Source organism: Pseudomonas sp. SORGH_AS_0211, from assembly GCF_031453455.1.
GTDB classification, from domain to species: Bacteria; Pseudomonadota; Gammaproteobacteria; order Pseudomonadales; family Pseudomonadaceae; genus Chryseomonas; species Chryseomonas aestiva.
This window is the reverse complement of the sequence record NZ_JAVIZV010000001.1, coordinates 1,714,800-1,727,823: the sequence shown is the minus strand read 5'-3', so window position 1 is coordinate 1,727,823 and position 13,024 is coordinate 1,714,800. Positions and strand designations below refer to the sequence as shown.

Here is a 13,024-nt window from a genome sequence, read left to right as displayed (position 1 = left end):
TCCTCACGATCTTGAGGATTGCGCTGCCTTTCCCTTTGGCGTTAGCCTGATCCCCACGCTCGTGAGGATAAATCATGCAGGTGATACTCAAGAATGCCGCCGACCTGGGCGCCCTCGTCCGCCAGGCGCGCAAGGCCCAGTCGCTGCGCCAGGACGATGCCGCCGGCAGTCTCGGCGTCAGTGAAAACTTTCTCGGCAAGGTCGAGCGCGGTGGCGAAACCGTCCAGTGGGGCAAGCTGTTCCAGGTATTGGAAGGCCTGGGGGTGCGCCTGATCGTGGATCTGCCCACTGAAGTGGCAGCCCAGCCGGATACCCGGACACCATGAGGCGTGAACTCCTGGCCTGGATCGACGACCAGCTGGTGGGTCGGCTGGCTGACGAGAACGGTATCTGGTCGTTCCGGTACGAGTCCGATTGGCAGGCCTTCGGGCTCTGTCCGCAATTGCCCTTGCAGCGAGCGCCACTGATCGATGGCAGTTCGCAGCGACCGGTGCAGTGGTACTTCGACAACCTGCTGCCCGAGGAAGGCCAGCGGCAACTGCTCGCCCAGGATGCGCGCCTGGATGCCGCCGATGCCTTCGCCCTGCTGAGCTGGTACGGCGCCGAATCCGCCGGATCCCTTACCCTGCTCGCCGAAGGACAGCACCTGCCACCGGGAGATCGCCGCCCCCTGAGCGATGCCGATCTCTCCCGGCGGATCCAGGCCATGCCGCAGTTGCCGCTGACCCACGAGGCGCACAAGCGCATGTCGCTGGCCGGCGCCCAGCACAAGCTGGCGGTGATTCTCGATGACCAGGGACTGCAGGAACCCGTGGGCGCCCTGCCCTCCACCCATATCCTCAAGCCGGACCATCCCCACGAGGCCTTCGCCCATTCGGTGATCAACGAGTGGTTCACCATGCGCCTGGCGGGTCTGGCCGGGCTGATGGTTCCCGCCGTCGAGCGCCGCTACGTGCCCGAGCCCATCTATCTGATCGAGCGCTTCGACCGCGTCCGTACCTCGGGCGGCTGGCAACGGCGCCATGGCATCGACGCCTGCCAGGTGCTGGGTCTGGACCGTCATTTCAAGTACCAGGCGGGTAGCGTGGAGCGCCTGGCCGAACTGGCCCGGCTGTGCGAGGCGCCCGCCGTGACCCGGACGCGGCTGTTCAACTGGCTGGCCTTCAACGTGCTGGTGGGCAATACCGATGCCCATCTGAAGAATCTGGGCTTTCTGGTCTCACCCCGTGGGCTGGCCCTCGCGCCCTGCTATGACCTGCTCTGCACGGCCGTGTACGAGAGCCGCGCCTTCGATCAGCAGCGCTGGCCGGACGCGACCACCCTCGCCTGGCCGATCCTGGGTGAAAGCCGGCTGGTGGCCATCGACCGCGAGCGACTGCTGGATGCAGCCGAAGCGCTGGGTATCAAGCGCTCGCCGGCTGCTGCCCAGTTGCAACGCCTGCGCCAGCGCCTGTCCCTGCAGGCTCAGCAGTTGCTGGAACAGACCGAGCGGGAAAATCAGACTCTGGCCGTCGCGCGACCGGAGCTGCGGGCGGTCTTCGCCGGCGAGTTGCGCTGTCTGCGCGCGATCAGGGCGCTGATCGCCGAACAGGTCGAGCGGCTGGCCTGACGGCCACGCTCAAAGCGGCAACACCGCCAGCAGGCGTTCGCGTCTGAGCTGCTGCAGGCGGGCAATCAGCTCCCGCGTGGATGTGCCACTCGTGAACTGTTGCAGCCGTTGACCGGCGACCGATCCCAGCCATTCCAGCTCGTTCGAGCCCGCCGGCTCGACCGCCAGCAGCAGGCAGTCACCGCCCAGCCGGGACAACAGCCGTACGATCCGGCTCTGCGGACCCTGGGTGAGCCACTCCTCGTGCAGCCCGCCGACGTCCTCCAGCTGCAGCACCGGGAGGTCGCTGCAGCCGGGCAAGCCGCTGCGCAATTCCGCCGTCACCGCGGGGTCGAGATCGCCATGCAGGATGACCAGCGCCACGGCCGGTCGGAGGTCGTCTACCGCTGTCCAGCATTGGCTCGTCATGCGGGACCTCCTGGTGATCGGTCGTGGCCTGGGTTCAGGCGAAGGCGTTGTGGTAGGCGTTGAGCGCCGGGGCACCCCCGAGGTGAACATAGAGTACCCGACTGCCCTTGGCGATCTCGCCACTGCGCGCCATGGCGATCAGCCCGGCCATGGATTTTCCCTCGTAGACCGGGTCGGTGAGCATCCCCTCCATCTGCGCGGTGTAGCGGATGGCCTCGACGGTGGGACCATCCGGCAGGCCGTAGTCCGGTCCGCAGAAGCGGGGCTCGATGATGACATCCTCGTCGCGGATCTCCTGCTTCAGGCCGATCATCTCGGCGGTGTTGCGCGCGATCTTGGTCACCGCGGCGCGGGTCATCTCGGCGTCCGCCGCCGTGTCGATGCCGATCAGGCGCCGCTCGCGCTCCTGGGCGCGAAAGCCCACCACCATGCCGCCCTGGGTAGAACCGGTACAGGTGGCCGTCACCACGGTATCGAAGAAGAGGCCCTGCTCGCGCTCCTGGCCGGCCAGTTCATCGGCGAAATGAGCATAGCCGAGGCCACCCAGCGGATGGTCCGAGGCGCCGGCGGGAATGGCGTAGGGCTTGCCGCCCTCACGCCGCACCTCATCCAGGGCACGCTCCCAAGTGGCCTTCACCGCGGTGGAATAGCCCTCGCCTTCCAGCAGCGTCTGGGCGCCCATCAGGCGGGACAGCAGGATGTTGCCGACCTTGTCGTAGACCGGGTCTTCCCACTTGGTCCACTCCTCCTGGACCAGCCGGCACTTCATGCCCAGCACCGCGGCGACGGCAGCGACCTGGCGGGTGTGGTTGGACTGGATGTTGCCGATGGAGACCAGGGTGTCGCAGCCCTGCGCCAGGGCATCGGCGGCCAGCCATTCCAGCTTGCGCACCTTGTTGCCGCCATAGGCGAGACCGGAGGACACGTCGTCACGCTTGGCCCAGAGTTCGATACCGAGGTCCTTCGACATGCGCTCCAGCTTGTGCAGGGGCGATGGGAAGTAACCGAGCTTGACGCGGGGAAAACGCTTTTCGAGATCCAGGGACATAGCAGCGACTCCAGTGGTGAGAGAACGCCTTCAATGCTAGGGAAAACCCTGAAAAAGGTGCTTTCGAATGAGCGGTACGAAATCTGCTTTCCTTTTGAACGATTCCCAGAATCCGCATGGATGTTCCTCCAACAACCGCTTTATAAGGAGAATCTTTCGATGAGCGAAGCTGCGGAACTGACCCCGGTAGAACGCAAGATCCTGCGCGCCCTGCAGCAGGACGGCCGGCTGAGCAATGCCGAGCTGGCCCGCCAGGTTGCCCTGAGCCCGAGCGCCTGCTGGAACCACACGCGCAGGTTGTTCGAGAGCGGCGTCATCACCAGCGTCAGGGCCCATGTGGACCCCAAGGCGGTGCAACGGGAAACCGCGGTACTGGTGGGCGTGGTGCTGGACAGATCGACCCCGGATTCCTTTCAGGCCTTCGAAGCGGCGGCCCGCGCCCTGCCCCCGGTGCTGGAGTGTTACCTGGTGGCCGGTGACGTCGACTACTTCATCAAGCTCAGGGTCAAGGACATCGCCGCCTTCAATCGCCTGCACAGCGAACGGCTGATCGCCCTGCCCGGCGTGCGCCAGGTGCGCACCTTTTTCGTGCTGAACGAAGTCAAGACCGAGGGGCTGTTGCCTATCTGAACAGGCGGGTGGCGCCCAGGGAAGGACGGGTGCCGAGCGGCGCCCGTTCAGATAAGGGATTTCACAGAGGACGGCGTCCTGATTCGACGCCGCCTCAGGTCATTACACGACCACGTTCAACAGCAACACCACGATCAAACCGACCACGGCGACGATCGATTGCACCACCGAAATGGTCTTGGTGGCTTCGCCCATCGTCATGCCGAAGGATTCCTTCACCATCCAGAAACCTGCATGGTTGGCGTAGTTGAAGAACAGCGAGCCGCAGCCAATGGACAAGGCCAGCAGCGGCAGGTTGAGGCTGGGATCGGCACCGGCGAGCGGCGCCAGCAAGCCGGCAGCCCCTACGATACCTACCGTGGCGGAACCGGTAGAGACCGAAAGCAACATGGCGATCAACCAGCCGAGGACCAGCGGAGGGAACGCCGACTGCTGAGTCAGGTGGACAATCGCATCGCCCACCTTGGCGCTGGTCAGCAGCTGCTGAAAGGCACCGCCGCCAGCGATGATCATGATGATCGAGGCGATTGGCTTGAGGCTCTTGCCCAGCGATTCGCGCAATTGCTCCGCATCGCCGCCACGCGCGAGTACCAGACTTGCCCCGGCGAACAGCACACCCAGCAGCATCGCTATCAGCGGATTGCCGAGGAAACCGGCCATTTTCAGCAGCGCATTGTCCTTGGCCAATACCATCTCGGCGACGGCATGGATCAGCATCAGGATCGCCGGCAGCAAGGCTGCCAGCACGCCAAGGTATACGCTGGGGCCTGGTTTATCGTCGGCTTTTTCAGCCAGGGTGAACTGATCCAGCAACACCTGATCGGGCCGAGTGCTCATGCGCGGGGAAATGAAAGCGCCATACAGTGGGCCGCCCAGGATCATGGCCGGGATAGCCGCCAGGAAACCATAGAGCATGGTCGGTCCGACCGAGGTTTTCAGCGCGGCGATGGCCGTCAACGGGCCTGGGTGCGGCGGGACCATACCGTGCATGGCAGCCAGTGCGGCAATCACCGGAACGCCCACATAGACATAGGCTGAACCCTTGAAGCGCGCCTGACTTTCCAGCTTGCGCGCCACGCTAAAGATCAGCGGCAGCATGATCACCAGGCCGACCTCGAAAAACATCGGAATGCCAATCACGAACGCGACCATCATCATCGCCCACGGAATCATCCGATCCGATGTGCGCCTGAGGATGACCGCGGCAATCTGCTCGGTGACGCCGGCGTCCGCAAGTATTTTGCCGAGCATCGCCCCCAGCGCGATGACCACCCCCACTGCCCCCAGTGTCTTGCCGGCGCCGGTGACCAGCTGGGAGACGATGCGATCTGGCTCCATACCGGTTGCAAAGCCTACGCCGACGGAAACTACCAGCAACGCCAGCAGCGGGTGCATCTTGAGGCGCGAGACGATCAGCACTACCAGCACCACGACGCTGATCAATGCAGTCAGTAACAGATCTATATCTAAGGGAGTCATGAAAGGTTCTCGGTTGGGCTGGTGCCAAACTCTTGTAAGTGGGTGAAATGAATGGCCTCTGCAACGGCCAGGTTGCAGCGTTCGTCTTTCTAGAAACCAAATAACCTGCGAGGCGCCTGCACCAGTAGCGCGGCGCTGGCTTGCGCGGAGAGCTCCAGGGCTTGCAACTGGTCGACGACGGTGGCGAAGTCAACGCTTTGCTCATGCTGGGTATGCGGCCAGTCGCTGCCCCATACCAACTGATGCAGGCCAACGCTTTTTTCCAGCAACGGTAATGCCCTTCGAGCGAAATCAATGTTCTGTCGTGGCGTACCTCCCAGACGATAGATTCCCGATACCTTGATCCAGATCGAGCCTTTCGATCCGGCCTCAAGCAACTCGCCAAACCCGGGCTGATCGAGACCCGCATTCGCCTCCGGCCGCCCCAGGTGATCGATCACCAATTTCACCCCGAACGGCGTCAATTGCCGGATCAAGCCCGGCAGATCCCTGACTTCCCGGTGCAACTCGACATGCCAGTCAAGATCGGCGATATCGCTGAAAAACCCTTGCCAGGCACTGTCACGAAAATCAGGTAACGCTTTGCCGATCAGGTTCAGGCGCACGCCGACCACGCCCAGTTGCGCCATGTCGTTCAAGGTAGAACGACTGATGCCTGGCTCCAGCACGACCACACCACGCAACTGCTGAGGTGCTTGCTTCAACGCCGCCAACAGGTAGCTGTTGTCAGTGCCAAGGAAACTTGGTTGCACCAGGACACCGTGACTCAGACCTTGGGTTTGCAAATGCTCAAGGTACTGGTCGAGCGTGGCGTCGTACTCGGGACTGTAGCGGCGTGCACCGATCAGCTGCAGATCACGGCTGAACACATGGGCATGGGCGTCAATGCCGGTGATCGACTTGGAGCGGGGAGCTGACATGGGTTTTATCTACTGAAGGTTGGGACCATCACGCCCGAGCGCGCTGATTGCCGTTGATAGTGGCCGGAACGGCGGTGGCATTGGCTTCAAGGTCCCTGCCCCGGGTTTCAGGCAGGCAAAGTGCGGCAAGCACCCCCACGCCGTAGGCGATTCCGGCATCGATACCGATCGCCGAACCCAGGGACATGGCATCACTCATGTGCCCGACCAGGAATGGAAATACAGCGGACAGCACCCGGCCAAAGTTGTAGCAAAAGCCAACACCGGCGCCGCGTACATCGGCCGGGTAAAGTTCGTTGAAGAACGCTCCCAGACTGGCCGGAATACCGGCGGCGAAGAACCCTAGCGGGAACCCCAGGAACAGCATCTGCGTATTGGTCAGCGGCAAAAACACGTAGCACTGCACCGTGACCACGCAGCACAAGGCAAACAGCACGATGTTCTTACGACGGCCAATGCGATCGATCAAATAACCGCTGGCCACACAACCACACCAGAAGGCGAGGATGATCACCGCCAGATAGCCGCCCGAGTTCAGCACGGACAGATTGCGCTCGGTCTTGAGGAAAGTGGGTAACCAAGTCATTACCGCGTGATAGCCACCGTGCGCGCCCAGTCCCAGCAGCCCGCCAAACAGCGTCACGCGAAGCAGTTCCGGGCGAAAAATGCCCGCGAGCGACGTGAAGAAACTCTGCGGAATGGCGTTGCCTTCTTGCAGACGCCGGAAGCTGTCTGGCTCCTCGACGTTACGACGCACCCAGAAGATCAGGAACGACGGCAGCAACCCTACAAGGAACATCACACGCCAGGCCATGTCCTGCGGCACAGAGGTATAGATCAGCGTGAACACCCCGACCGCCAGGCCCCAACCCACCGCCCAGGCACTTTGTACAGTGCCCATGACCTTGCCGCGATAGCGCGGATTAATCGTCTCGGCCATGAGCACCGCGCCGGCCGCCCACTCCCCGCCAAGCCCGAAACCCTGCAGCGCCTTGACCACCAACAGCTGATTGAAGCCCGTGACGAAAGCCGAGAGAAAGGTGAAGAACGAGAACCACAGAATCATCAACTGCAAGGTGCGCACGCGGCCGTAGCGGTCAGACAACGTCCCACCCACCCAGCCGCCGAGTGCCGAGGTGACGAGGGTAACGCCGCTGATCAATCCGGCATCGCCCTTGGTCAGCGCGAATGCGGCGATCAGCGCCGGAATCGCCAGACCGAACATCTGTACTTCCAAGGCGTCGAGCGACCATCCGCCGAAGCAGGCCCAAAATGTCTTGCGCTCACGAGGAGTGATGTGGCGATACCAGCTGAACATGAGTCTTATCCTTATAGGTGTTACGCAAGACAGCCGACGGCCAACCCGCCGCGACAGGGTCGACGTTGGCAACCAAACAGCAATCGGCCGGCGATCTGGCCGCCGCAGAACGCTTCGCTACGCAGACAGGCGTCAGCGAATATCCACGCTGTAGCGGAAATGCTCCGCGTGGCCGCGCGAGCGACGCCACTCCAGCGGGCTACCCGCGTAATCACGGGCCAACCGCTCGATCACGATCACCGGACTGTTGACCGGTACCTGGAGCAGGCGGGCATGCACGTCATTCACCGATTCGGCGGTCAGCGTCTCTTCGGCCGAGGCAACAACCTGTCCGCACACCTCTTCGTAGATCGGATACAGCAGCGGCCCTTCGCGACTGAGGTCGATCTCCAGCAGCGCCTGGAACCGCTGGCGGGGCAGCCAGATTTCTTCGGCGAGCACCGGCTTAACATCGAGCAGACGCACGCGGACAATACGAATGACCAACGCATCGGCAGGCAACCCTAGCGCTTGCGCTACGGCCGAAGGTGCGGCAACGGGCTCGATCGAGAGGATGCGACTCTCCGGGACCTGGCGCTCTCCGGAAACAGTCTGGAATCGGAAGAAACGGAACAAGGAGGATTGAAACTGCGCCCGTCGAATGAACGTCCCGCGCCCTTGCTGACGTTCCAGAATGCCCTCACTGACCAAGGCATCAATCGCCTTGCGCACCGTGCCGGTGGACAGCTGATATTCCGCAGAAAGCGCCGCTTCGGTAGGGATCGCCTCCCCCGGACGCCAGCGATTATTGGCGATCTGCTCAGCCAATTGGTCACGCAGGCGTTGGTACAGCGGCAGTCGGGCATCACTGGATAAAGAATTCATCGACTTTATTCACCTTGTTATCTAGTCATCTATATGAATCTTGCAGCGAGTATTTGCCCAGACAACTTCACTGTCAAGGAAGGGCCTTTTGTCTCGCTGACGAATGGCTGCCCTACCGCCCTGCTCATGGAGAGGCGGGGCTTCGCCGGCGATGTCAGCTTCAAGCCGATTGTGGCCCTCGTTGGCCAGGCGTCGCACCTGGTTCGGAAACCGGCAAGAGGATCAGGCCCTTACGGCCAGGGCCAGGATGGTCGCCACCAGCGCCTGGGTGCGTGGAACCAGGGTATCGAGCACCAGGAATTCGGCGTCGGTGTGTACCTTGCCGCCCACGGGGCCCAGGCCACAGAGGGTGGGCACGCCCAGGCTGGCGGTGAACCCGGAGTCGGCGCAACCGCCGGTGAATTCGCCCTCGACGCTGAAGCCGAGGTCCTCGGCCTCGCGCTGGTAGAGCGCCAGCAGGTCGTGGCTCAGGTGCGCCTCCATCGGCAGGAACAGGCAGGTGGGTTCGACACGGGCGGCTGTCCCCGGCACCTCCACCTCGGCGATGATGGCCTCGATGCGCGCCTGCAGCGCGGGCCAGTCGGCCAGGGCAACGAAGCGCACATCCAGGCGCGCGGTGGCGCTGGGCGCCACGGTATTGCTGGAGGTGCCGCCCTCGATGAGGCCGACGTTGGTGGTGATGCCGCGCTCGTAGTCGGTCAGGGCGTGCAGCTTGGCCACCTTGAGCGCCAGGGCCTGGATGGCACTGGCGCCCTCGGCGTGGCTGACGCCGGCATGGGCGGCACGACCGCTCACGCTGATAGCCAGGGTGGCGCCGCCCTTGCGCGCCTTGACCACGTTGCCACTGACGCGCCCGGGCTCGCAGTTGAGCACGGCCCGGGCGCCGCGGGCCGCCGCTTCCAGGTGCGGGCGAGCCGTGCCGGAGCCGATCTCTTCGTCACCGGTGTAGAGCACCCGTACCGGAAACGGCAGCTCGCCGGCGCGCTTGAGCGCGCGCAGCGCGAAGCAGCTCGCCACCAGTCCACCCTTCATGTCCGCGACGCCGGGGCCATAGGCCTGGCTGGCATCGCGGGTGAAGCCGCGGCTGGCCACGGTGCCCGGCGGAAAGACGGTGTCGCGGTGGCCCAGCAGCAACACCGCAGCGCCGGTGGCGGGCCCCACCTGGGCGGCGAGGACGTCACCGAAGTCGGCGATCGGCGTCCGGGCAACCTCGATGCCGTCTTCGGCCAGGGCCGCGGCGAGCACCGTACCGACGGCATCGACGCCGGCCTTGTCGTAGCTGTTGGAATCGGTATCGACCAGGCGTTGCAGGAGAAGGGTCATCGGCTCGCGCTGGGTGGCGAGCCACTCCAGGGCGGCGGTCTTGGCAAGGGACATCAGCTGCGGCTCCAGCGATCGCCCAGGTCCCAGAACAACCCGGCCATGAGTTGCAGCCCCTGCCGCGCGACCGGGGCCAGGAGATGCTCGTTGGGCGCGTGCTGGGAGCAGGCGGGATAGGAATGGGGCACCCAGAGGGTGGGCAGTTCGAGGATGTCGGCAAAGATGTCATTGGGCAAGCCACCGCCGAAATTGGGCAGCAAGGCGGGCTTTTCGCCCAGGGTGCGGGTCAGGGAGGTCAGCGCCCAATCCACCCAGGGATTCTCCGGGTCCAGCCGCGAGGCGTGGAGGATCTCGTCCTTGGCACGGGAAACGCGCACCGCGGCGAAACCCCGTTCGGCCAGGTGCGCCTCGATCAGCGGGATGAAGGTCGTGCAATCGCAGCCGGCGACGAAGCGGATCTGGCAGTGGGCGCGGGCGCTGCCGGGAATGGCATTCACCGGTGCCTCGGGATTGCCGGTGGTGAAGGCCAGCAGTTCGAAGGTGTTCCAGCCGTAGACACGTTCCGCCGGGGTCAGCCCGGGCTCGCCCCAGTGGGGATCGATGGCCGGATCGCCCGGCGCGCCGCCCACCTCGATGTCGGCCAGCGCCCTGCGCACCGGTGCGGGCAGCTCGGTGGGCTTGAGCCCCGCGACCTGGATCTGGCCCCGGGCATCCACCAGGCTGGCCAGCGCATGGGCGAGGATGATCCCGGGATTGGCCAGCAGCCCGCCCCAGTTGCCGGAGTGATGGCCGCCTTCGCGCAGCTCCAGGTGCAGATCGAAATTGAAGGTGCCGCGGGCACCCAGGAACAGCGTCGGCCGGGATGCCGAGACTCGCGGACCGTCGGAGGCGATGAACAGATCGGCGGCCAGGGCCTGGCGCTGCTCCTGGCAGAAGGCGCGCAGGCCGACCGAGCCGATCTCCTCGCCCATCTCCAGCAGCAGCTTGACGTTGTAGCCCAGGCGTCCGCCGCGGGCGGCGATCACCTGTTCCAGCGCCGCCAGGTTGAGCAGGTGCTGGCCCTTGTTGTCGGCGGTGCCGCGGCCGTACCAGCGCTCGCCCTGCTCCACCAGGGTCCAGGGCGCGAGGCCTTCGCGCCAGCGGCTGGCATCACCGCGCACCACGTCACCGTGGCCATAGCTGAGCAGGGTCGGCAACGCCAAGTCCTCGATTCGCTCGGCGATCAGCAAGGGCCCCTTGCCGGCGACCGGATTGTCCAGCTGCCGGCTGGTGAAGCCGAGACTGGCCACATAGGGGGCGATGAATTCATCCAGGTAGCGCTGCAGCTCCGCCTGGCGCTCGGGCGCCTGGCTTTCGGTAGGATGGGCCACCGCGGTGGCGAGCCGCGTACGAAAGGCGCCGCTGTCGAAGTGCGCGGCGGCAAGCTCAAGGGCATGGGTACGGCTGGTCATGGCGGACTCCGGGGTCAGGCAGGTTCGGGCAGATGGCAGCGCTTGCTGCCGCCGGGGATGGGTTCGCGTTCCGGATAGCGCTCGGCGCAGGGGCCGAAGCAGCGCGGGCAGCGGGGATGGAAGGCGCAGCCGCTGGGCGGCGAGATGGGATTGGGAAAGCTGCCGCCCAGGCCCAGCGCCGGCAGGCCCAGGCTGGGATCAGGGGTGAGCACCGCATCCAGCAGCGCCCGGGTATAGGGATGCGCCGGCTGGGCGAACAGCGCCGCTCGCTCGCGCTCCTCGACGATCTTGCCGAGGTACATCACCGCCACCCGGTCGGCCAGGTGCTCCACCACCGCCAGGTTGTGGCTGATGAGCAGATAGGTCAGACCGAATTCACGCTTGAGTTCCAGCAGCAGGTTGAGGATCTGCGCCTGCACCGAGACGTCCAGTGCCGAGGTGGGTTCGTCGCAGATCAGCACGTCCGGGCGCATCACCAGGGCGCGGGCAATGGCCACTCGCTGGCGCTGACCACCACTGAGCTGGCCGGGATGGCTGTCGGCGGCGCGCCGTGGCAAACCCACCACGTCGAGCATCTCGGCGACCCGCTGTTGCTGCTCGGCCGTCGAGCCCAGGCCATGCACCTTGAGCGGCAATGCCACGATCTCGCGCACCGTCTTGCGCGGATTGAGCGACGAATAAGGGTCCTGGAAGATCGGCTGGATATGCCGGGCCATTCGCTTGCGATCCACCCCGCGCAGGTGCTCGCCGCCTACCAGGATGTCGCCGCTGGTGGGTGCCAGCAGCCCCAGCAGCAGCTTGGCCAGGGTGCTCTTGCCGCACCCCGATTCCCCCACCAGACCCAGGGTCTCGCCGCGATGGAGCCGCAACGAAATGCCATCCACCGCCTTGAGGGTGGCCGGCGGGCGGAACAGGCCGCGACCCAGGGTGAATTCGCGGCGGATGTCGCACAGTTCCAGAGCGATCTCGCGGCTCATCGCACACCTCCGACCCGGCGCAGGGGTTCGCTGGGCAGGGCGAAATGGCAACGCGCCAGGTGCGCGCCCTCCTCCAACAAGGGCACGCTGTCGGCGCAGACCGCCACCGCCTGCGGGCATCTGTTGCGAAAGGCACAGCCGTGCTGCTCGCCGACCAGGCTGGGGACCAGGCCGGGAATGGCGCCCAGCGGCTGCCCGGGACGGGTCCGGCCCGGTACCGGGATGCTCGCCAGCAGCCCACGGGTATAGGGGTGTCGGGGGGCGGCGAACAGCTCGGCGGCCGGTGCCTGCTCGACGATCTGGCCGGCATACATGACCGCTACCCGATCGGCGATGCGCGCCACCAGCCCCAGGTCATGGGTGATGAACACGATGGCCGTGCCGAATTCCCGCTGCAGATCGCGCAACAGGTGCAGGATCTGCGCCTGGATGGTGACGTCCAGCGCCGTGGTGGGTTCGTCGGCGATGATGAGGTCCGGTTCGCAGAGCAGCGCCATGGCGATCACCACCCGCTGGCGCAATCCGCCACTGAGCTGGTGCGGATACTGGCGCAGGCGCTCGCCGGCGTTGCTGATGCCGACCTTTTCCAGCATGGCCTCCGCGCCTGCCCAGGCGGCCTTGCGATCCAGCCTGCGGTGGCGCCGCAGTACCTCGGCGAGCTGGTCGCCGATGCTGTAGGCCGGATTGAGGGCGGTCATGGGTTCCTGGAAGATCATCGCCAGGCGATTGCCGCGCAGGTCGCGCATGCCCTTTTCGCCCAGGGTCAGGAGGTCGTGCTCGCCCAGCGTCAGGCGCGCCGCCTGGCGCCGGGCCTGGCGCGGCAGCAGATCCATCAGCGCCAGGGAGGTGAGCGACTTGCCGCAGCCAGACTCGCCCACCAGGCAGAGCATTTCGCCCCGCTCCACCTGCAGGTCCAGGCCGCGCACGGCGTGCAGGGTGTCATCCCCCAGGGGGATATCGATCCGCAGGTCTCTTACGTCGAGCAGTGCCATGGTCAGTC

The 13,024-nt window shown here is 65.1% G+C and carries 13 protein-coding genes; 3 read left to right on the top strand and 10 right to left on the bottom strand.

Going from position 1 to position 13,024, the window contains the following annotated elements; all coding sequences use genetic code 11:
- Positions 1-74: 74 nt before the first annotated feature.
- Both QE393_RS08035 and QE393_RS08030 read left to right on the top strand, forming a co-directional pair.
- Positions 75-326 carry a helix-turn-helix domain-containing protein gene (locus tag QE393_RS08035; RefSeq protein ID WP_187979280.1) on the top strand — a complete coding sequence of 84 codons (252 nt, stop codon included), beginning with the start codon at positions 75-77 and terminating at the stop codon, positions 324-326.
- Complete coding sequence (locus QE393_RS08030; protein WP_310042900.1) at positions 323-1,609, top strand: HipA domain-containing protein; 1,287 nt, start codon at positions 323-325, stop codon at positions 1,607-1,609. The genes QE393_RS08035 and QE393_RS08030 overlap by 4 nt, the downstream gene beginning before the upstream one ends.
- 9 nt (positions 1,610-1,618) lie before the next feature.
- On the opposite strand, the gene QE393_RS08025 is transcribed toward QE393_RS08030, so the two are convergent.
- Together QE393_RS08025 and QE393_RS08020 are read right to left on the bottom strand one after the other, a co-directional pair.
- The gene (locus QE393_RS08025) at positions 1,619-2,017 is read right to left on the bottom strand and encodes a hypothetical protein (protein ID WP_187979278.1); all 399 of its coding nucleotides are present in this window, start codon (positions 2,015-2,017) and stop codon (positions 1,619-1,621) included.
- A 34-nt stretch (positions 2,018-2,051) separates the two neighbouring features.
- Positions 2,052-3,065 carry a 1-aminocyclopropane-1-carboxylate deaminase gene (locus QE393_RS08020; protein WP_133861699.1) on the bottom strand — a complete coding sequence of 338 codons (1,014 nt, stop codon included), beginning with the start codon at positions 3,063-3,065 and terminating at the stop codon, positions 2,052-2,054.
- A 159-nt stretch (positions 3,066-3,224) separates the two neighbouring features.
- On the opposite strand from QE393_RS08020, the gene QE393_RS08015 reads away from it, so the two are divergent.
- Entirely contained in the window at positions 3,225-3,695 is a 471-nt protein-coding gene (locus QE393_RS08015) for an Lrp/AsnC family transcriptional regulator (protein ID WP_273861549.1), read from the top strand.
- Between the two features lie 102 nt (positions 3,696-3,797).
- On the opposite strand, the gene QE393_RS08010 is transcribed toward QE393_RS08015, so the two are convergent.
- The 8 genes from QE393_RS08010 to QE393_RS07975 all read right to left on the bottom strand — a co-directional run bounded on the left by QE393_RS08010 (position 3,798) and on the right by QE393_RS07975 (position 13,016).
- Positions 3,798-5,174 carry a GntP family permease gene (locus QE393_RS08010; protein WP_133861701.1) on the bottom strand — a complete coding sequence of 459 codons (1,377 nt, stop codon included), beginning with the start codon at positions 5,172-5,174 and terminating at the stop codon, positions 3,798-3,800.
- 89 nt (positions 5,175-5,263) lie between these two features.
- Complete coding sequence (locus QE393_RS08005) at positions 5,264-6,094, bottom strand: amidohydrolase family protein (protein WP_310042899.1); 831 nt, start codon at positions 6,092-6,094, stop codon at positions 5,264-5,266.
- A 28-nt stretch (positions 6,095-6,122) separates the two neighbouring features.
- Positions 6,123-7,412: an MFS transporter gene (locus QE393_RS08000; protein ID WP_187979274.1), complete on the bottom strand. Its 1,290-nt coding sequence runs from the start codon at positions 7,410-7,412 to the stop codon at positions 6,123-6,125.
- A 132-nt stretch (positions 7,413-7,544) separates the two neighbouring features.
- A complete protein-coding gene (locus tag QE393_RS07995) occupies positions 7,545-8,276 on the bottom strand; it encodes a GntR family transcriptional regulator (RefSeq protein ID WP_133861704.1) in 732 nt (243 codons plus the stop codon).
- A gap of 222 nt (positions 8,277-8,498) precedes the next feature.
- Positions 8,499-9,653, bottom strand: a complete 1,155-nt coding sequence (locus QE393_RS07990) for a M20 family metallopeptidase (protein WP_310042897.1) — start codon at positions 9,651-9,653, stop codon at positions 8,499-8,501.
- Positions 9,653-11,047, bottom strand: a complete 1,395-nt coding sequence (locus QE393_RS07985) for a M20 family metallopeptidase (RefSeq protein ID WP_309739189.1) — start codon at positions 11,045-11,047, stop codon at positions 9,653-9,655. Before QE393_RS07985 ends, QE393_RS07990 begins: the two co-directional genes overlap by 1 nt.
- Positions 11,048-11,061: 14 nt before the next feature.
- Entirely contained in the window at positions 11,062-12,024 is a 963-nt protein-coding gene (locus tag QE393_RS07980; RefSeq protein WP_133861707.1) for an ABC transporter ATP-binding protein, read from the bottom strand.
- Positions 12,021-13,016: an ABC transporter ATP-binding protein gene (locus QE393_RS07975; RefSeq protein WP_133861708.1), complete on the bottom strand. Its 996-nt coding sequence runs from the start codon at positions 13,014-13,016 to the stop codon at positions 12,021-12,023. The genes QE393_RS07980 and QE393_RS07975 overlap by 4 nt, the downstream gene beginning before the upstream one ends.
- Between the last annotated feature and the right edge of the window lie 8 nt (positions 13,017-13,024).